The following is a 19,607-nucleotide window of genomic DNA, read 5'->3' as shown; positions in this document are numbered from 1 at the left end:
CCCAGGGCAACGGTCCGGAGCGATCGAGCCCGTTGGTTGCGCGCGGCTAGCAACGACAGTCACAAGCTTCGATCTTCCAGACGCCGCCGACATACTCCCGTCGTCGCCGGATTCGTCCCGATTTTCGATGCCGCAGGTGCGGCCGAAACGGCCACAGTTATTGACCCAGCGCGTTCTGCATGGCGCCGGCCAGCACATTTACCGCGGGACCGCCGTTGCCGGACTGACAGACCTTCGCTTGCAGGAGCACGTTTTCCCGCAGCCGGGTCTGGGTGAAACATCGACGGTCGGTGCCGACTTCCTGCTTGGTCCAGGCCGCATCCGCGGGGCCGGGCGGTCCGCCGTCAAATGACCACACTTGCGTGTTTCCGTTGTCCAAATGCATCGCTGTGGTCTGTCCGGAGCAGCCGACCGTGCGGTCTACGACGCGGTGGAACGCCCCGGCGGCGGCGTCGCCGGTCGCGAAGACGCCGACCGCTTGTTTGACGAAATGAGTCTGGTCGGTCGGTGACGTTTGCGTGCTGGCGCCGTTGAACGACGCCAGGTTGGGGTCGTTGTAGACCTCCGGCAACCCGATGTCGGCCCAGTTGTTGCAGACCGGGTTGTCGACGTAATACGACTGGACCGGCTGGGTGAACACCGATTCGTCCCGCATCGGCCCGCCGACGATGTTGCCCACCGAACCCTTGCCGAGGACCGCGTAGTTGACGACACCCGGCGCCGAAGGCGCGGCCACCGTGGACGGGGCCAGCAATACCGCCGCAGCACCGCCAACCGTCATCGCCTTCGCGACTTCGAAGGTCATGGACCTCGATCCTGCCAACTGGGCCGCCCAAACAAAAGCCGGAGGTGCTCGCCGCAGCGGTTCTGCTCACGTTTGCGATGACCGCGGCCCTCGAATGTCGATGCGCCGCAAGTGTTTTGGCTGGACTACGGCGTGGGAGCCCCGGGCGGACCGCCGTGACCGCCGCCATGGCCGCCATGGCCGCCGGGGCCACCCGGTCCCATGCCCGGTCCCATGCCCGGTCCCATGCCCGGTCCCATGCCCGGTCCGGGCATCATCGGTCCGCCGGGCGAACCGGGACCCATGCCCGGTAAAAACGGTCCGGGGAAGAACATCCCGCCGGGAGGCGGACCTTCGGGACCGTCGGGACCAAACATGCCGTGGTGATAGCGGAACGGGTGCTCGTGCCAGGCGACTGCGGCACCAGCGAAGAAGATCACCGCCACGACGAAAACAATGCCCGCGACGATCACCACCCACGCCGCAGCCTGGTAGAGCCGCGGCGGTTTCGCTAAGTGCGGCGGAGGTGGTGGTGGTGGCGGGCCCGGGGGCGGCGGCGGGGTCTGGTGCTCGGGTGCTTGGGTCATCCCTCAATAATGCCGACGTGCACGCCGACGATCAAACACCGCGTTCTTGAACGTGGCGTGTCTTCCGGCTGAGTGGTGTCGAGTAGCCCGGGGGAATCTCACCCCCGGGCTCTCACGGAACCGTGCTTAACAGTCTCCCGTTACACGGCTCGTATCGTCTTGATCACCAGCGGATAAGTCACCTGTGCCCAGTGAGCGAAATAGCGGGGCGGAAAAGCTAGCGCTCAACGCAGGCTCGACGCCACCAGCGCAGACTCGGCACCTCAGCGGCGTCTGGTAACAAGCCCCGACGAACCTACGGGCGAGACCACGGCGATAAGCAGGACTCCCGCAATGATCCCCACCCACGCCGCTACCTGATAGAGCCGCTCAGATTGCTCCTGCCGCGGCCCGACGGGCGGCGGCGCGACGGGAGACGGCGGAATCGACGGCTGAGGTGTCTCGCTCACGCTTCGCCTTAATGCCTCAGCTCAGCAATGGCCGCGACTGGACGAAGCCCGGCGCCCCGTGACGGGACGCCGGGCTCGCGGCCAGAGTTGCGGGACTACGGGTGGGCCGGAGCCAGCGACGGAGCGAGGGACTGCGGCGGCACGGACGGCCCCGGGCTGGCAGCACCCCCCGGACTGAGCGCCCCGTTGTGGAAGCCGGTCCCCGGACCGATGCCGTGGTGTTGCCCCATGTGGTGGCGGCAGCCGTGGTGATAGTGGTGGTGTCCGGCGATCTTGAAGCCGGCGAAGAAAATGGTCGTGACGATAAACAGGATGCCGGCGACGATCACAACCCACGACGCGAACCGGTAGAGCCAATACGGTCTGACTGGCTCGGTCGTTGGTGTGGTGGCGACGGTAGTCGGCCTGGTTGGCGTTTCAGGTGTTTCGCTCATGTAAGAAAGGATGCGTTGGCAACGGATAGGGCGAGCTAGGTACCACCTATGAAGAACATATGAGTTGCGACGCCGAAAAACCCGTCAATTGTCGTCTGACCAGGGTTTGAACGGGTTGACCGCGAATTGGATGACCCGGTACGGGGCTCGTGCCCGCGGATCGCTGTTATGCCACTGGCTGACGAACACCCGCAATTCGTCCAGTGTCGAACCCGGTGAGATGTACCCGCCGTATGGCTGGGCCAGCCGGTTGTCTTCCGGCGGCGGCAGGCTTTCCGCGGGATCGGGCCAGTCGTCGTGTTGCACTACGGTGGTCACCGGCGCGGTGCCCAGCAAGGTCGGGCCGTCGGCCACCCGGACCTCCATGTTGCCGGTGCTGGCGTTGAAATACGACAGCACCGCCTTGCCCTCGATCTGCTTAAAACTCATCTCGCCAATCAAGTCCGCCCACAACGGAGTTGGCGCCTTGTTCCAACCGCCGTCGGCGCCGGACGCCCAGCCTTGCCATCGGGATCGGTCGCCGAAGTTCTCTGGTGCGACTCGGTACAGCACCGCTGGTTGACTGCGATCGAAGTTGTCGGCGACGATGTACACCCACCCGGCCGCTGACCCCGCTGTGGGTATCGGGTCGTAGTAGCCGCTGATCTGGGTCTGCTGGCCGCCCTGGTAGGACGCCTCCCGCACCGAACCCGGAAGTGTCCGCCAAAACCCTTGTACGGGTTCGGCTTTCACCAGCCGGGAGTTCTGCGGCACTAGTTCTATGGCGGTGGTGACAAGCAGATAGTTCTGCCGGTTGATCTGCACGACACCGGCCGGCAACTGCGATGCGCCCACCGGCGTCGGGTCGGCCAGCAGCGGCGGCGTGATGCCGGTGACTCCGGTATAGCGGACTCCGGCCGGGTCGTCGACCGACGACGTGTCCACCCTCAAGGCGATCGGCGAGTAGTAGCCGCCGAAGCCGACTCCCTGACCGGCGAAACTGTCGCCGCAGACCTGTAGGACTTCGGTGGGGAATTCCATGAACGCGCACAAGTCGGTGGCGCCGATGCCGTAGTCGCGGGTGGGCGTGCCGGTCCCGGCAGTCGGACCGATCCGCATCACCTGGCCCGCAGCCAGCGGCTGCAGTACCGGCTCAGGCATCGGAGCCGGCGGATCGGCATGTGCAGGCGAAACACTATGGTGGACAAGCAGACACGCAACAGATACGAGCATCAGCGAGCTGCGCGGCACCGGACGGTAGTCGGCAGGGCTCACCTGCGGATCACAGCTCAGGGGCCAGCAGCTCGGCGATCTGAATAGTGTTCAATGCCGCACCCTTGCGCAGATTGTCGCCGCAGACGAACAACGCCAGGCCGCGTCCGTCCGGCACGCCGGGGTCCTGACGGATCCGGCCGACGAGCGATTCGTCGACACCGGCGGCGGCCAGCGGAGTCGGTACGTCAACCACTTTCACCCCCGGCGCGCCGTCAAGGAGTTCACGGGCGCGCTGCGGCGACAGTGGTTGAGCGAACTCGGCATTGATCGACAGCGAGTGGCCGGTGAACACCGGGACGCGCACACAGGTTCCGCTGACCAGCAAGCCCGGAATGCCCAGGATCTTGCGGCTTTCGTGGCGCAGCTTCTGGTCCTCGTCGGTCTCGCCGGAGCCGTCGTCGACCAGTTTCCCGGCCAGCGGGACGACGTTGAATGCGATGGGCGCCACGTAAGCCTTCGGCTCGGGGAACGCCACCGCGCTGCCGGCGTGCACCAGCTGCTCGGCGTCGTCGATGATCGCACGTGCCTGGGTGGCGAGCTCCTCGACGCCGGCCAGCCCGGTTCCTGAGACGGCTTGGTAGCTCGACACCACCAAGCGCACCAACTGCGCCTCGTCGTGCAACACCTTGAGCACCGGCATGGCGACCATCGTCGTGCAGTTCGGGTTGGCGATGATGCCTTTCTTGAGGGACCGGGCGCCGCCGACGACATCCCGCGCGAAGTTGACCTCGGAGACCACCAGCGGCACCTCCGGGTCCTTGCGCCACGCCGACGAGTTGTCGATCACCGTCACGCCGGCCGCCGCGAACCGCGGCGCCTGTACCCGCGACATCGCCCCGCCGGCCGAGAACAGCGCGATGTCAAGGCCCGTCGGATCCGCCGTCTGCGCATCCTCGACTTCGATTTCCTGGCCGCGGAAGGTCAGCCTGCGGCCTGGGGAGCGGCCCGAGGCGAAAAACCGCACGCTGGTTGCCGGGAAGCCACGCTCGTCGAGCAGCGTGCGCATCATCTGGCCCACTTGTCCGGTGGCGCCGACTACCCCGATCGCCAAACCGCTCATCAGCGACCCGTCCCCGCATACACCGTCGCATTTTCCTCGCCGCCCAGGCCGAAGGCTTCGTGGATGGCGAGGACGGCCTTGTCGAGCTCGCTGTCCCGACACAGCACCGAGATCCTGATCTCCGACGTCGAGATCAAGTCGATGTTGACCCCGACACCGGCCAGCGCCTCACAGAACGCGGCGGTGACACCGGGATGGCTGCGCATGCCGGCGCCGATCAGCGACACCTTGCCGATGTGGTCGTCGTACAGCACTTGGCTGAAACCGATTTGGTCTTTGAGCGAGTCCAGTTTCTCCACCGCGAGCGGGCCGTTGTCCCGCGGGCAGGTGAACGTGATGTCGGTCTTGCCGTCCTCGATCTTGGAGACGTTCTGCAACACCATGTCGATGTTGATGTCGGCGTCGGCGACGGCGCGGAACACCTTGGCCGCGTAGCCCGGGATGTTGGGGATCCCGACGACGGTCACCTTGGCCTCGCTACGGTCGTGCGCGACTCCGGTGAGGATGGGATCTTCCATGTGCTTGTCCTTGATCGATCCAGTGACGACGGTGCCCGGCTTGTTCGTATACGACGACCGGACGTGCACCGGAATGTTGTAGCGACGGGCATATTCCACGCAACGCAGCATCAGCACCTTCGCGCCGCACGCGGCCATCTCTAGCATCTCTTCGAAGGTGACCGTGTCAAGCCGGCGGGCATTCGACACGATGCGCGGATCGGCGCTGAAGATGCCGTCGACGTCGGTGTAGATCTCGCAGACGTCGGCGCCCAGCGCCGCGGCCAAGGCGACCGCGGTGGTATCGGAGCCGCCGCGGCCGAGCGTGGTGACGTCGCGGGTGTCCTGGCTGACGCCCTGGAATCCGGCGACCAACACGACCAGTCCCTCGTCGAGCGCCGACCGCAGCCGGGCAGGGGTGACGTCGATGATTTTGGCTTTGCCGTGCGCCCCGGTCGTGATCACACCGGCCTGCGATCCGGTGAACGAGCGGGCGTTGGAGCCCAGCGATTCGATCGCCATGGCCACCAGCGCGTTGGAGATTCGCTCGCCGGCGGTCAGCAGCATGTCCAGTTCCCGCGCAGGCGGCGCCGGGCATACCTGCTGGGCCAGCTCCAGCAGATCATCAGTCGTGTCGCCCATCGCCGAGACGACCACAACGACGTCGTCGCCCCGCTTCTTGGTTTCGACGATGCGCTCGGCGACCCGGCGGATCCGCTCGGCGTCGGCCACCGAAGATCCGCCGTACTTTTGCACGACGAGTGCCACTTAGATCCCTTCTAAGCCCTGTCCGCCTGCTTGCGGCCGGGGAGTTCCTGCGCATCGCGAGGGTTGGGTCGAAAACAGAATACGTGGATCGGACGGGCGACGATGCGGCCCATGCACCGTAGCCGGCCGCCGGAACACACAATGCTCGACCACGCTTCACCAGCATTTGATATCCAACAGCAGCGAGGCTCAGGCTGAGGACGGGGTCGTCGGGGTGGCCAGCGTCTTATGGGATGGCGAACCAGATGAGCGTGACTATCCGGCAAGGATCTGTCACACCGACGAGAACACCCACATCCCGGTCAAGGTCGTCGCGGCCGGGGACCAGCGGCCGCGGGCTTTGGGTAACCGGGCGGGCGCGGTACAGTAGCCAACGTGCAGCGGGCGCTCCTTCTCGGACGCCGCGACGGGGCCTGACCGAGACCGGCTTCCCGTCGCGGGTGTTCGCGATGCGCCGGTCGCCGCCACTCAGGCGCCCCTCCTCATTCTCCGGAGCAACAACCGTGACTAGCTCTTCTCAACCGTCGGGCGACTCCCCTGACGTATTCAAGTCCGTTCGAACGATCATCAAACCCGCCGGCCAACCCAACGCGGGCCAGCCGGCCTGGAACACCCAGCGTGGGTCATCGATGCCGATCAGCCGGTACCGGTCAGTCGCCGAGGAAGTCGAGCCGGTCCAGCTGGTCGACCGTACCTGGCCCGACAACGTACTCACCCGCGCGCCGCTGTGGTGCGCGGTGGACCTGCGCGACGGCAACCAGGCGCTGATCGACCCGATGAGCCCGGCCCGCAAGCGGCGCATGTTCGAGCTGCTGGTCCGCATGGGCTACAAGGAAATCGAAGTCGGCTTCCCGGCCGCCAGCCAGACCGATTTCGACTTCGTCCGCCAGATCATCGCCGAGGGCGCCATCCCCGACGACGTCACCATCCAGGTGCTGACCCAGTGCCGTCCGGAGCTGATCGAACGAACCTTTGCGGCGTGCGAGGGAGCGCGCCGCGTGATCGTGCACTTCTACAACTCGACGTCGATCTTGCAGCGCCGGGTGGTTTTCCGCGCCGGCCGGGCCGCGGTCCGGGCCATCGCGACCGACGGCGCGCACAAGTGCGTCGAGGAGGCCGCGAAGTATCCGGGCACGCAGTGGCGGTTCGAGTACTCGCCGGAGTCCTACACCGGCACTGAGCTGGAATACGCCAAGCAGGTCTGCGACGCCGTCGGCGAGATCATCGCCCCGACGCCGGACAACCCGATCATCTTCAACCTGCCCGCCACAGTGGAGATGGCCACGCCGAACGTCTACGCCGACTCGATCGAGTGGATGAGCCGCAACTTGGCGAACCGGGAATCGGTCATCCTGAGCCTGCACCCGCACAACGACCGCGGAACCGCCGTCGCCGCAGCCGAATTGGGCTACCAAGCCGGTGCGGACCGCATCGAGGGCTGCCTGTTCGGCAACGGCGAGCGGACCGGGAACGTCTGCTTGGTGACGCTGGGCCTGAACTTGTTCTCCCGCGGTGTCGACCCGCAGATCGACTTCTCCAACATCGACGAGATCCGTCGCACAGTCGAGTACTGCAACCAGCTGCCGGTCCCTGAACGTCACCCGTACGGCGGCGACCTGGTTTACACGGCGTTCTCCGGCAGCCACCAAGACGCCATCAACAAGGGCCTGGATGCGATGAAGGTGGCAGCCGATGAGGCGGATTCCGATGTCGACGACATGCTCTGGCAGGTGCCGTATCTGCCGATCGATCCGCGCGACGTCGGGCGCACCTACGAGGCGGTGATCCGAGTCAATTCGCAGTCGGGCAAGGGCGGGGTGGCCTACATCATGAAGGCCGATCACGGCCTGGCGTTGCCGCGACGGCTACAGATCGAATTCTCCGGCGTGATTCAGAAAATCAGCGAAGGGGAAGGCGGCGAGGTCAGCCCCAAGGCGATGTGGGATGCGTTTGCCGAGGAGTACTTGGCGCCGGTGCGACCGCTGGAGCGGATCAAGCAGCGGGTCGAGGCATCCGACGTGGACTACGGCGCGACCCTGATCGCGGCGACGGTCAAGATCGATGGGGTGGAGACGGAGATCAGCGGTTCGGGCAACGGCCCGCTCGCCGCGTTCGTCGATGCGCTGGGCACCGTCGGTTTCGACGTGGCCGTGCTGGATTACTCCGAGCACGCGATGAGCGCCGGCGACGACGCGCAGGCCGCCGCGTACGTGGAGGCGTCGGTGGCCGGCAAGGTCGTGTGGGGCGTGGGCATCGCGCCGTCGATCACCACCGCGTCGCTGCGCGCCGTGGTCTCGGCGGTGAATCGGGCCGCGCGACACTGAATTCTTTAAAAGAGCGCGCACTGCTCGCCCGCGTGGGCGGTGTCGATGAACTCCGCGACACCGGTGCCGCTGGCCACCGTCGCAACGCAATCCATGAAGTTCGCGTCGGAAACGACGGGCACGCCCAACTCGCGAGCCAGATAGCCCTTGCCGTGTGCCGGACGGGAGTCGTTGCAGATCACCAGCGAGGTTTCTCGGTCAACAGCATCGGCGTAGGCCAACCCGGCGTGCAGGATGCGCTCGACCAGCTCCTCGTGCGTCCGTTCCACCTCGGCTGCCAGCGCGACCCGCATGCCCTGCACCAGCGGCCTGCCGCGGACATACGGGCCGGGGTTCAGATAAGGGCACGGCATCCGGGACGCCAGCATCTTCAGGGGTCGCAGCTCCTCGTGGGTGACTCTGCCGCTGGGCCAACGCCGGCGCGTGACCGGGCGTACGGGTAGCCAGACGTCGCGTTCGCGGGCGTGCTCCAGCGCGGCCGCGAGCACGCCGGTCAACACCACGGCGTCATCGAACGCATCATGCGGGCGTCGTCGAGTCACCCCCCAGTGCGCGGCCAAGGTCTCCAATCGCAGGTTGTCGATACCCAGTTCCAACCGCCGCGCCAGCTCAACCGTGCACATCACGGTGTCGATCGGCAGTTCGACGTCGGCCATCTCAGCCTCCGCGGTGAGGAAGGAATAGTCGAACGCAACGTTGTGCGCGACCAGCGTGCGGCCGCGCAATAACTTGACGACATCGCCGACGATGTCGGCGAACTGCGGCTGGTCCTCGAGCATCGCAGTGGTCAGGCCGTGAACGTGGGTGGGCCCTGGATCGACACCCGGATTGAGCAGGCTGACCGCGGATTGCTCCACTTGGCCGTCGGCGTCCAGAGCCAGCAGCGCGAGGCTGATGACCCGCGCGCTGCCCGGTCTGAAGCCCGAGGTTTCGACGTCGATGACGGCCCATCCCGCGTCGGGGTCTGAAGCCGGACGGCCCCAGCCCGTCGTCGTCGGGGTTGCCACCGGGTTGTCGGGCATAAATGGAGGATGGCACGTCGAGCCGACATCGCCGGGTCGGTGCGCGTCGTGTCGTGAACTTCATTCGACGAGGCCGACCCGCTGCGCTCGGGAAAGCACCGAGCTTGCGATCGCCCTAAACTCACCCGGGTGATCACCACCCGAGGGCGCCTGGCTCTCGCCGCCGGAGCCGGCGCGCGATGGGTCTCACGGGTGACCGGCCGAGGGGCAGGCGCGATGATCGGCGGCCTGGTGGCCATGACGCTGGATCGTTCGATTCTGCGCCAGCTCGGCACCGGCCGGCGCAGCGTCGTCGTCACCGGAACCAACGGCAAATCGACGACCACCCGAATGACCGCGGCAGCGCTGGGAACGCTGGGATCGGTGGCCACCAACGGCGAAGGCGCCAATATGGACGCCGGGCTGGTGGCCGCGCTGGCCGCTGACCGCGACGCCGCGTTGGCCGTCCTCGAGGTCGACGAAATGCACGTGCCGCACGTCGCCGACGCGATCGAGCCCGCCGTGATCGTCCTGCTCAACCTGTCTCGTGACCAGCTGGACCGGGTCGGGGAAACCAACGTGATCGAGCGCAGGCTGCGGGCCGGACTGGCCCGACACCCGCAGGCCGTCGTCGTCGCCAACTGCGATGACGTGTTGATGACCTCGGCCGCCTACGACAGCGCCAACGTGGTGTGGGTGGCCGCCGGCGGTGGCTGGGCCGCCGACTCGGTCAGCTGCCCACGCAGCGGCGAGGTGATCGTTCGCGATCAGGGCCACTGGTATTCCACCGGGGCCGACTTCAAACGGCCCAGCCCGCACTGGTGGTTCGACAAAGAGTCTGGGGACATGCTCCACGGGCCCGACGGGCTGGCACTGCCGATGCGGCTGGCGCTGCCCGGCTCGGTGAACCGCGGCAATGCCGCCCAGGCGGTGGCCGCCGCGGTCGCGATGGGCGCCGACCCGGCAGCCGCGGTGACCGCGGTGTCCTCGGTCGACGAGGTCGCCGGGCGCTACCGCACGATGCGCGTCGGCGCGCACACGGTGCGGATGCTGCTGGCCAAGAATCCCGCCGGATGGCAGGAAGCGCTGTCGATGGTGGACAAGGACGCGGCCGGCGTGGTGATCTCGGTCAACGGGCAGGTGCCCGACGGCGAAGATCTGTCGTGGCTTTGGGACGTGCGCTTCGAGCAGTTCGACGGTGTTCCGGTGGTAGCCGCCGGCGAACGCGGAACCGACCTGGCGGTGCGGTTGGGGTACGCCGACGTCAAACACACCCTGGTGCATGACACGCTGGCGGCCATCGCGTCGCGTCCGCCCGGATCCGTCGAGGTCGTCGCCAACTACACCGCGTTCCTGCAGTTGCAGCGCAGACTGGCTCGTGATGGATGACTCGGCGGTGCGAATCGGGCTAGTGCTGCCCGACGTGATGGGCACGTACGGCGACGGCGGAAATGCGGCGGTGCTGCGGCAACGCCTGCGGCTGCGCGGCATCGCCGCCGAGATCGTCGAGGTCACGCTGGCCGACGCGGTGCCCGACAGCCTCGACCTCTACACGCTGGGCGGGGCCGAGGACTATGCGCAGCGGCTGGCGACCAGGCATCTGATCAGCCACCCGGGATTGCAGCGCGCGGTGGCCCGCGGCGCACCGGTGCTGGCGATCTGCGCGGCCATCCAGGTGCTCGGCCAGTGGTATGAGACGTCGGCGGGTGAACGGGTCGACGGCGTGGGTCTGCTCGACGTGACCACCTCGCCGCAGCCGATGCGAACGATCGGGGAGGTGGTCAGCACGCCGTTGCTGGCCGGGTTGACGCAACCGCTGACAGGTTTCGAGAACCATCGCGGCGGCACGGTGCTCGGTGATTCGGCGTCGCCGCTGGGCGCCGTGAAGAAGGGGGCCGGCAACCGCGCCGGCGACGGCTTCGACGGCGCGGTGCAGGGCAGCGTCATCACCACCTATATGCACGGGCCCTGCTTGGCCCGTAATCCGGAGCTAGCCGATCTGCTGCTGAGCAAGGTGGTGGGTGAGCTGGCGCCGCTGGAGCTGCCCGAGGTAGACCTGTTGCGCCGCGAGCGGCTGCGGGCCTAGCGAAGCCCGGCTAGGACTTACGCCGCGAGATTGCACACAGGGTTGTAGTCAGTGCCGCATCAACAGCCCTGGACGCAATCTCGCGGCCTGTCAGACCATCGCGCGGCGGCCGGTCAGCGCGCGGCCCAGCGTCAGCTCGTCGGCGAATTCCAGGTCACCGCCCATCGGCAGCCCGGAAGCGATCCGCGTAACGACCAGGCCGGGAATGTCGCGCAGCATGCGGACTAAGTAGGTGGCGGTCGCCTCGCCTTCGGTGTTGGGGTCGGTCGCGATGATCACCTCGGTGATGTCGACCCCGTCGACCTGCTGACCGATCCGGTTCAACAGCTCGCGGATGCGCAATTGCTCGGGACCGACTCCGGACAGCGGATCGAGTGCCCCACCAAGAACGTGGTAGCGGCCGCGAAATTCGCGGGTGCGCTCGACGGCTTGGATGTCCTTGGGCTCCTCGACGACGCAGACCTGCGTGCCGTCCCGGCGCGGGTCGGCGCAGATCCGGCAACGCTCGTCGTCGGAGACATTTCCGCATACCGCGCAAAACCGCACGCCGTCACGGACTTTGGCCAGCACCGCGGTGAGCCTGTCGATATCAGGCGGTTCGACGGACAGCAAATGAAAGGCGATGCGCTGCGCGCTCTTCGGCCCGATCCCCGGCAGCTTGCCGAGCTCGTCGATCAGATCTTGAACGGGCCCCTCGAACAAGTCAGGACTCCGGCATGCCCAGCGCGCCGCCCATGCCGCCGGCCAGCGGACCCAGCTGCTCCTGCGCCATCGCGGTGACCTGCGCCGACGCGTCGGTGAGCGCGCCGACGATCAAGTCCTGCAGCGTCTCGACATCGTCTGGGTCGACGACTTTGGGATCGATCTTCACCGCCACGACCTCCCCGCTGCCCTTGACGGTCACCTCGACCAGGCCGTTGCCGGCTTTTCCGCGCACCTCGGCGTTGGCGAGGCGCTGCTGGGCAGCCATCAGCTGTTGCTGCATCTGCTGCGCCTGGGCGAGTAAGCCCGACATGTCGGGCGGGCCTCCGGGTTGCATGACGGTCCCCTTGCATCTTGGTCTCGGCTCGGTTTCGCCCAAGGCTCACGGGCGGGTCGGAGCTTCCAGCCTAGACGGCGGCAGGCTACGGTGACGGCGTGCGTGTACGAGATCGCCTGCGTGTCGGCGCCGCGATAGCCGTCGGCACTGTGACCGCCGTGACTGCCACCGCCACTTCGCCGGCAGCCGTCGCGGCCCCCGGCAACGTCGCCGGCATGATCGTGTTCCTCGACCCCGGACACAACGGCGCCAACGACGCATCAATCAGCCGTCAGGTGCCCACCGGTCGCGGCGGCACCAAGGACTGCCAGGCCAGTGGGACCTCAACCAACGACGGCTATCCGGAGCACACCTTCGCCTGGGACACTGCGCTGCGGATCCGCGCCGAACTCAACGCGCTCGGAGCACGCACGGCGATGTCCCGGGGCAACGACGACGCGCTGGGCCCGTGCGTCGACCAGCGCGCCGAGATGGCCAACGCTTTACACCCGAACGCGGTCGTGTCCATCCACGCCGACGGCGGTCCGCCGAACGGTCGCGGATTTCACGTGAACTACTCGGCGCCGCCGCTCAACCAAACGCAGGCAGGCCCGTCGGTGCAGTTCGCCCGGGTCATGCGGGACCAAATGCAGGCGTCAGGCATTCCGCCGGCTAACTACATCGGCCAGGACGGTTTGTACGGGCGTTCGGACCTGGCCGGGCTGAACCTGGCGCAGTATCCGTCGGTCCTGGTCGAGTGCGGCAACATGAAGAACCCGGCCGACTCTGCGCTGATGGAAACGCCGGAGGGCCGGCAGAAATATGCCGACGCCGTGGTCAGGGGCATCGCCGGCTATTTGGGCAGCCAAGGTCAAGCCCGCTAGGCCGATTGCCCGGCTAGCTTTCCAGCTCTTTTTTCAGGTTTGCCAGCACCTCGCCCTGGATCTTTTTCAGCCCCAGCGGCGCGAACGTCTTCTCGAAGAAGCCCTTCACGCCACCGGCTCCCGCCCACGTGGTCGTGACCGTGACGCTGCAACCCGGCCCGGCGGGAGCCACCGTCCAGTTGGTGATCATCGTCGAGTTGGCGTCCTTTTCGATGACGGCGTGGCCGGCGACGTCGACGTTGGCCCGGACATCGCGAACCCGGGACTTAGTCGCCTGCAGCCTCCAGCTGGCGACAGTTCCCTGCCCCTGCCCACCTTCCAGCACCTGGTAGTCGCGGTAGTGCGACGACAAGATTTTGGGGCGGACTCCTCGGTAGTCACTGACGGCAGACAGCACCGTTGCGGGGTCGGCGTTGATCAAGATGGTGCTGGCTGCACTGACGTGTCCCATCAGGCGAAAACTCCTCTGTGCAGGTGTTGTGGCCGGCGCCATGCCTGGCTTCGCTGTTCCTGCGCCGGCCGGTATCGGGGACTAGCGTATATCCGGTGGGAGTCCCTGCAGCCGCGCCGGCGGCTCATGCGGCGGGCGTCGAGCGGTTGCTGGCGAGCTATCGTTCGATTCCCGCGACGGTGGCCGTGCGACTCGCCAAGCCCACCTCCAATTTGTTTCGCGCCCGCGCGAAACGCGACGGGCCCGGACTGGACACCTCGGGCCTGACGAACGTCATCTCGGTCGACCCGGACGCTTGCACCGCCGATGTCGCCGGCATGTGCACCTACGAGCATCTGGTGGCCGCGACCCTGCCTTACGGTCTGGCGCCGCTGGTGGTCCCCCAGTTGAAGACGATCACGCTGGGCGGCGCGGTCACCGGGCTGGGCATCGAATCTTCCTCGTTCCGCAACGGCCTACCCCACGAGTCAGTGGTGAAGATGGATATTCTGACCGGCGCCGGCGAATTGCTCACCGTCTCACCCCGGCAGCATACCGACCTCTACCGGGCATTCCCGAATTCCTATGGCACACTGGGCTACTCGACACGGCTTCGGATCGAACTAGAACCAATCAAGCCGTTCGTGGCGCTGCGGCACGTGCGGTTCAACTCGCTGACCGATCTGGTTGCAGCGATGGACCGCATCATCGACACCGGTGGCTTCGACGGTGTGCCGGTCGACTATCTCGACGGCGTGGTGTTCGGCGCCGAGGAGAGCTACTTGTGCGTCGGCGTGCGCACCGCCACCCCCGGCCCAGTCAGCGACTACACCGGACAAGACATCTACTACCGCTCCATCCAGCACGACGCCGGCGTCAAAGAAGACCGGTTGACGACGTGCGACTATCTCTGGCGATGGGACACCGATTGGTTCTGGTGCTCGCGGTCTTTCGGTGTACAGAACCCCAGAGTGCGGCGGTGGTGGCCTCGGCGCTACCGGCGCAGCAGCGTCTACTCGAAGTTGGCGGCTTTCGACCAGCGCTTCGGCATTGCCGACCGCATCGAGAAGCGCAGTGTTTTTTTGCCAGGCCGACCCCTACGAGAACGGGTGGTGCAGGATATCGAGGTGCCGATCGAGCGCACATCCCAGTTTTTGGAGTGGTTCCTTGACGCCGTGCCGATCACGCCGATTTGGCTGTGCCCGTTACGGTTACGCGACAAGGTCGGCTGGCCGCTGTATCCGATTCCGCCCGGCTCCACCTACGTCAACGTCGGGTTCTGGTCGTCGGTTCCGATGGGCGCTTTTCCGGGCGCGACGAACCGGTTGATCGAAGCGAAGGTCAGTTCGCTGGACGGCCACAAGTCGCTGTATTCCGACTCCTTTTATAGCCGGGACGAGTTTGACGAGCTTTACGGCGGTGAAACCTACGAGACGGTCAAGAAGATCTACGACCCGGATTCACGTCTGCTTGACCTCTACGCAAAGGCGGTGCAACGGCGGTGACGACGATCAAGGAAGCCGCGAGGGCCACGGCAGGCAAGTTGAGCCTCGCCGAGATCTTGGCGCTCGTCACCGGCGGCGCTACAGGGTCACTGCGGTTCACCGCTTACGACGGCAGCTGCGCCGGACCGGAAGACGCCGTGCTGGGAATGGACCTGCTCACGCCCCGCGGCACCACCTACCTGGCCACCGCTCCCGGCGAACTCGGCCTGGCCCGGGCCTATGTTTCCGGTGACCTCGAAGCGCGCGGGGTGCCTGCCGGCGATCCGTACGAGTTGCTCAAATTGCTGGCCGACAAGGTCAAGTTCAGCAGGCCGTCGGCAAGGCTGCTAGCCGGCATCATCCGCTCGGTCGGCATTGAGCATCTGGTACCCGCGCCGCCACCGCCACTCGAAGCGCTGCCTCGCTGGCGGCGGATCGCCGAAGGCCTGCGGCACAGCAAGGCTCGTGATGCCGAGGCCATCCATCACCACTACGACGTCTCCAACAAGTTTTACGAGTGGGTGCTGGGTCCGTCGATGACCTACACCTGCGCGATCTATCCGCGTCCGGAAGCGGCGCTGGAAGAGGCGCAGGACAACAAATACCGGCTGATCTTCGAGAAGCTGCGGCTGCAGCCGGGCGATCGGCTGCTCGACGTCGGCTGCGGTTGGGGCGGGATGGTTCGCTATGCCGCGCGCCGCGGTGTGCGGGCGATCGGGGCGACCCTGTCGGCAGAGCAGGCCTGCTGGGCCCAGCAGGCCATCGAAGCCGAGGGGCTGACCGAGTTAGCCGAGGTGCGCCACTGCGACTATCGCGACGTCCGCGAAACCGGGTTCGACGCGGTGTCGTCGATCGGATTGACCGAACACATCGGGGTCAAGAACTATCCGGCATACTTCGGATTCCTCAAGTCCAAGTTGCGCACCGGCGGCTTGCTGCTCAATCACTGCATCACCCGCAATAACAACACGGCGCACTTCCGGGCGAGCAGCTTCACCGATCGTTACGTTTTCCCCGACGGGGAACTGACCGGATCGGGACGAATCACGTCGGACATCCAAGATGCGGGTTTCGAGGTGCTGCATACGGAGAACTTCCGCACGCACTACGCGATGACGTTGCGGGACTGGTGCCGCAATCTGGATGCGCATTGGGACGAGGCGGTCAACGAGGTCGGCGTGGCCAGGGCAAAGGTATGGGGCTTGTACATGGCGGCATCGCGAGTAGCCTTCGAGCACAACAACATTCAGCTGCATCATGTACTGGCGGCCAACCTCGACGCGCGCGGCGCCGACGGGTTGCCGCTACGCCCGTGGTGGCAGCCCTAGGCCCAAGCTGAATCTCAGTTGTTGTCGATGCGACGCGCGCCAAGTTCGTTCTGCAACAACTCCAGTGCCGCCTCTTCAGGATCGCGGCGCGGCGCCGACGCATCATCCCCACTCGCTTCGGCCAGCATGCTTTCCTCTTCGGCCCGCTGAGCGGAATCCTCGCCGGCGACAAGTTTGCTTGGATTGCCACGTTCGGCGCGGCGCGCCGGCGCCGGCGGCTCCTCTGTTGTCGTCAGGTCCGACGCGCCGGCGTCACATCGCACCCGCCAATTCACCCCCAGTGCATCTTTGAGCGCCTCGGCGATGACGTCGGCATTACGCTGTTCGCACAGCCGCCTGGCCAGCTGCGCCGATTCATGGCTCAACACCAAGGTGTTGTCCTCGACGGCTCGCACGGTGGCGCCGGCCAACATCGCCTCGGTGCTTCGGCTGCGTCGACGTACCTTCTCGCGCACCGTCGGCCACAACGTGCGGACCGCGGCCGCGCCAGGCTCACCCGGGCCCGCAGCGGGCGCACTCTGCCCGGGCGCGGGCTGCGTCGGGGCCGGCGCGGGTTCCGGGTCAGCTGCGACGGCTGGCGGGGACTGCGGCCGTTGACCGCCGAGCGGAACGGACATGTCCAGTCGAGTCTCGATCCGCTCGACTCGTTGCAGCAGTGCCGATTCCGTGTCGCTGGCCGACGGCAACAACAGCCGTGCGCAGACCACCTCGAGGAGTAGACGGGGGGCCGTCGCCCCCCGCATTTCGGCCAGGCCGGCATGCACGACCTCGGCGTAGCGGGTGAGGGTCGCCGCACCGATCCTGGCCGCTTGATCACGCATCCGGTCCAGCACGTCTTCTGGCGCGTCGACCACCCCCCGAGCGATGGCGTCTGGAACAGCTTGCAGCACGAGCAAATCCCGGAATCGCCCCAACAGGTCGGTGGCGAATCGCCGCGGGTCATGGCCGGCGTCGATCACCGATTCGACCGCCCCGAACAACGTCGCCGCGTCGCCGGCGGCAAGCGCGTCGAGGGCCTCGTCGATCAGCGCGACGTCGGTGGCGCCCAGCAGCCCCAGTGCCCGCTGGTAGCTGATCCGGTTGCCGTCCGGACCGGTTTCCGAACCGGCCAGCAACTGGTCGAGTACCGAAAGAGTGTCGCGTGGGGAGCCGCCGCCGGCCCGGATCACCAGCGGGTAGACCGCTTCGTCGACGACGACGCCCTCCTGGGTGCAGATCCGTTCGATCAGCGTCCGCATGGTGCGTGGCGGCAGCAGCCGGAACGGGTAGTGGTGGGTGCGCGACCGAATCGTCGGCAGCACCTTTTCCGGTTCGGTGGTGGCGAACACGAAGATCAGATGCTTGGGGGGTTCCTCGACGATCTTGAGCAGCGCGTTGAACCCCGCCGTCGTCACCATGTGCGCCTCGTCGACGATGAAGACCCGGTAGCGCGACTGGGCCGGCGCGTAGAAAGCGCGGTCGCGCAACTCACGGGTGTCGTCCACGCCGCCGTGGCTGGCGGCGTCGAGTTCGACGACGTCGATGCTGCCGGGCGCGTTGGGCGCCAACGCGACGCAGGACTCGCAGACACCGCACGGCGTAGCCGTGGGCCCCTGGGCACAGTTCAGGGACCGGGCCAGGATGCGCGCCGACGACGTCTTGCCGCAGCCACGGGGGCCGGAGAACAGGTATGCGTGGTTGATTCGGCCCGCCGACAAGGCGGTGCACAGCGGATCGGTGACGTGTTCTTGTCCCACCACCTCGGCGAACGTCGCCGGTCGGTATTTGCGGTAGAGGGCCACGGTCTCCCACGCTACCGATGCCGTCCGACGCCGAAGTGGCTGGGCGCCGAGTGTGAATTCACGGCGTCGAGTGTGTATGCAAGGCGGGATTTTCGGCCGGACACCCGCCCTCAACGCGCACTGGCCGCTCTCACTTCACACTCGTTTGCGCAGCGACTCGGTGGCGGCCAGCAAGGCGCAGGTGGCCAGTCCGTCGATGGCATTCCGCAGATCGGATATCGGCGGAAACGTCGGCGCGATCCGGATGTTCTTGTCGTCGGGGTCTTTCCGGTAGGGGAACGACGCGCCAGCTTCGGTGACGGCGATACCGGCGTCTTTGGCCAACGCAACGGTGCGTCGCGCCGTGCCCGGCAACACGTCGAGGCTGATGAAGTAACCGCCGTGCGGCGCACTCCAGGAAGCGATCTTGGGTACACCGAGGCGCCTGTCCAAGATCTCCAGCGCCAGCGCGAATTTCGGCGCCAGTAGTTGCTGGTGGCGCATCATCTGCAGGCGCACCCCGTCGGCGTCGCCGAAGAACCGCAGATGCCGCAATTGATTGACCTTGTCCGGCCCGATCGACTTCTTTCCGGCGTACTGCAAGTACCAGGCGATATTGCCCAGTGATCCGCCGAAGAAGCTGACGCCGGCACCGGCGAAGGTGATCTTGGACGTCGACGCGAAGACGTAGGGCCGGTTCGGGTTGCCGGCGGCGGCGGCCAGGCCGAGCACGTCGACCTGGCGGACGAAGTCCAGCGTCAAGGTGTGCACCGCGTAGGCGTTGTCCCAGAACAGCCGGAAATCCTCGGCTGCCGTGCGCATCTGGACGAGCCGCCGAACCGTCTCCCACGAGTAGGTGATCCCGGTGGGGTTGGCGAACACCGGAACCGCCCACATGCCCTTGATCGCCGGGTCGACGTCGACCAGTTCTTCGATCAGGTCGACGTCCGGGCCGTCCTCGCGCATCGGGATCGAGATCATCTCGATGCCCATGGTTTCGGTGACGGCGAAATGCCGGTCATACCCGGGTACCGGACACAGGAACTTGACGACGGGCTCGTCCTTCCACGGCCGCGGCGAGTCCACACCGCCGTGCAATATCGAGAAGACCACGACGTCGTGCATCATTTCCAGGCTGGCATTGTTGCCGGCGATCAGGTTGGGCACCGGGATACCGAGCAGCTCGCCGAAGATGGCCCGTAGTTCCGGCAGGCCGTGCTGGCCGCCGTAGTTGCGCGTGTCGGTGCCCTCGCCGTCGCGGTAGTCATCCCCGGGCAGACTCAGCAGGGCGTTGGACAGGTCGAGCTGCTCACTGCATGGTTTGCCGCGGGTGAGGTCCAGGGCCAGCTTCATCGACCGGAGTTCGGCGTAGTCCTGCTGGTGGCGGGCATGTAATGTCTCAAGCTCGGTACGGCCTAGGGAGCGCAGCGAGTCGTACGACACCATCCGCCTTTCACCG

19 protein-coding genes are annotated in these 19,607 nt (G+C 66.6%); 7 read left to right on the top strand and 12 right to left on the bottom strand.

What is annotated here, in order from left to right; all coding sequences use genetic code 11:
• Positions 1 to 157: 157 nt before the first annotated feature.
• From M5I08_RS01155 to M5I08_RS01130, 6 genes are all read right to left on the bottom strand, one after another.
• Entirely contained in the window at positions 158 to 781 is a 624-nt protein-coding gene (locus M5I08_RS01155) for a sensor domain-containing protein (protein ID WP_370328612.1), read from the bottom strand.
• A gap of 149 nt (positions 782 to 930) precedes the next feature.
• A complete protein-coding gene (locus M5I08_RS01150) occupies positions 931 to 1,371 on the bottom strand; it encodes a hypothetical protein (RefSeq protein ID WP_219066951.1) in 441 nt (146 codons plus the stop codon).
• Positions 1,372 to 1,915: 544 nt separating this feature from the next.
• Complete coding sequence (locus M5I08_RS01145) at positions 1,916 to 2,254, bottom strand: hypothetical protein (protein WP_219066950.1); 339 nt, start codon at positions 2,252 to 2,254, stop codon at positions 1,916 to 1,918.
• A gap of 84 nt (positions 2,255 to 2,338) precedes the next feature.
• Entirely contained in the window at positions 2,339 to 3,466 is a 1,128-nt protein-coding gene (locus M5I08_RS01140; RefSeq protein ID WP_219067007.1) for a DUF4185 domain-containing protein, read from the bottom strand.
• A gap of 49 nt (positions 3,467 to 3,515) precedes the next feature.
• Positions 3,516 to 4,568 (bottom strand): aspartate-semialdehyde dehydrogenase, encoded by a 1,053-nt coding sequence (locus tag M5I08_RS01135; protein ID WP_219066949.1) that lies wholly within the window; start codon positions 4,566 to 4,568, stop codon positions 3,516 to 3,518.
• A complete protein-coding gene (locus M5I08_RS01130) occupies positions 4,568 to 5,833 on the bottom strand; it encodes an aspartate kinase (RefSeq protein WP_219066948.1) in 1,266 nt (421 codons plus the stop codon). Before M5I08_RS01130 ends, M5I08_RS01135 begins: the two co-directional genes overlap by 1 nt.
• Positions 5,834 to 5,999: 166 nt before the next feature.
• On the opposite strand from M5I08_RS01130, the gene M5I08_RS01125 reads away from it, so the two are divergent.
• Together M5I08_RS01125 and leuA are read left to right on the top strand one after the other, a co-directional pair.
• Positions 6,000 to 6,203: a hypothetical protein gene (locus tag M5I08_RS01125; protein WP_249763022.1), complete on the top strand. Its 204-nt coding sequence runs from the start codon at positions 6,000 to 6,002 to the stop codon at positions 6,201 to 6,203.
• A 133-nt stretch (positions 6,204 to 6,336) separates the two neighbouring features.
• Positions 6,337 to 8,157 carry a 2-isopropylmalate synthase gene (leuA, locus tag M5I08_RS01120; protein ID WP_370328550.1) on the top strand — a complete coding sequence of 607 codons (1,821 nt, stop codon included), beginning with the start codon at positions 6,337 to 6,339 and terminating at the stop codon, positions 8,155 to 8,157.
• A 5-nt stretch (positions 8,158 to 8,162) separates the two neighbouring features.
• Here leuA and M5I08_RS01115 read toward each other — a convergent pair whose 3' ends face one another.
• On the bottom strand, positions 8,163 to 9,179 hold the full coding sequence (locus tag M5I08_RS01115) for a DEDDh family exonuclease (RefSeq protein ID WP_219066945.1): 1,017 nt from the start codon (positions 9,177 to 9,179) through the stop codon (positions 8,163 to 8,165).
• A 129-nt stretch (positions 9,180 to 9,308) separates the two neighbouring features.
• Between M5I08_RS01115 and M5I08_RS01110 the strand changes: the two genes are divergently transcribed.
• Together M5I08_RS01110 and M5I08_RS01105 are read left to right on the top strand one after the other, a co-directional pair.
• A complete protein-coding gene (locus tag M5I08_RS01110; RefSeq protein ID WP_219066944.1) occupies positions 9,309 to 10,547 on the top strand; it encodes a Mur ligase family protein in 1,239 nt (412 codons plus the stop codon).
• Positions 10,540 to 11,244: a type 1 glutamine amidotransferase gene (locus tag M5I08_RS01105; RefSeq protein ID WP_219066943.1), complete on the top strand. Its 705-nt coding sequence runs from the start codon at positions 10,540 to 10,542 to the stop codon at positions 11,242 to 11,244. Before M5I08_RS01110 ends, M5I08_RS01105 begins: the two co-directional genes overlap by 8 nt.
• A gap of 90 nt (positions 11,245 to 11,334) precedes the next feature.
• Here M5I08_RS01105 and recR read toward each other — a convergent pair whose 3' ends face one another.
• Positions 11,335 to 11,946 (bottom strand): recombination mediator RecR, encoded by a 612-nt coding sequence (recR, locus tag M5I08_RS01100; protein WP_219066942.1) that lies wholly within the window; start codon positions 11,944 to 11,946, stop codon positions 11,335 to 11,337.
• Position 11,947: 1 nt separating this feature from the next.
• Positions 11,948 to 12,283: a YbaB/EbfC family nucleoid-associated protein gene (locus tag M5I08_RS01095; RefSeq protein WP_219066941.1), complete on the bottom strand. Its 336-nt coding sequence runs from the start codon at positions 12,281 to 12,283 to the stop codon at positions 11,948 to 11,950.
• A gap of 98 nt (positions 12,284 to 12,381) precedes the next feature.
• On the opposite strand from M5I08_RS01095, the gene M5I08_RS01090 reads away from it, so the two are divergent.
• A complete protein-coding gene (locus M5I08_RS01090) occupies positions 12,382 to 13,146 on the top strand; it encodes an Rv3717 family N-acetylmuramoyl-L-alanine amidase (protein WP_219066940.1) in 765 nt (254 codons plus the stop codon).
• Between the two features lie 13 nt (positions 13,147 to 13,159).
• Here M5I08_RS01090 and M5I08_RS01085 read toward each other — a convergent pair whose 3' ends face one another.
• Positions 13,160 to 13,597 carry an SRPBCC family protein gene (locus M5I08_RS01085; RefSeq protein ID WP_219066939.1) on the bottom strand — a complete coding sequence of 146 codons (438 nt, stop codon included), beginning with the start codon at positions 13,595 to 13,597 and terminating at the stop codon, positions 13,160 to 13,162.
• A 95-nt stretch (positions 13,598 to 13,692) separates the two neighbouring features.
• Between M5I08_RS01085 and M5I08_RS01080 the strand changes: the two genes are divergently transcribed.
• A complete protein-coding gene (locus M5I08_RS01080; protein ID WP_219066938.1) occupies positions 13,693 to 15,081 on the top strand; it encodes an FAD-binding oxidoreductase in 1,389 nt (462 codons plus the stop codon).
• Positions 15,078 to 16,388: a class I SAM-dependent methyltransferase gene (locus M5I08_RS01075; RefSeq protein ID WP_219066937.1), complete on the top strand. Its 1,311-nt coding sequence runs from the start codon at positions 15,078 to 15,080 to the stop codon at positions 16,386 to 16,388. Before M5I08_RS01080 ends, M5I08_RS01075 begins: the two co-directional genes overlap by 4 nt.
• 14 nt (positions 16,389 to 16,402) lie before the next feature.
• On the opposite strand, the gene M5I08_RS01070 is transcribed toward M5I08_RS01075, so the two are convergent.
• Together M5I08_RS01070 and M5I08_RS01065 are read right to left on the bottom strand one after the other, a co-directional pair.
• Positions 16,403 to 18,169, bottom strand: coding sequence for a DNA polymerase III subunits gamma/tau (locus M5I08_RS01070; RefSeq protein ID WP_219066936.1), 1,767 nt, complete (start codon positions 18,167 to 18,169; stop codon positions 16,403 to 16,405).
• Between the two features lie 135 nt (positions 18,170 to 18,304).
• On the bottom strand, positions 18,305 to 19,594 hold the full coding sequence (locus M5I08_RS01065) for an aspartate aminotransferase type Ic (protein ID WP_370328549.1): 1,290 nt from the start codon (positions 19,592 to 19,594) through the stop codon (positions 18,305 to 18,307).
• Positions 19,595 to 19,607 lie beyond the last annotated feature (13 nt).

Origin of the sequence: Candidatus Mycobacterium methanotrophicum (assembly GCF_023515995.1) — a bacterium.
In the GTDB taxonomy this organism is placed as follows: Bacteria; Actinomycetota; Actinomycetes; order Mycobacteriales; family Mycobacteriaceae; genus Mycobacterium; species Mycobacterium methanotrophicum.
The sequence above is the reverse complement of the archived record's forward strand: the minus strand, read 5'-3'. Positions and strand labels throughout refer to the sequence as shown.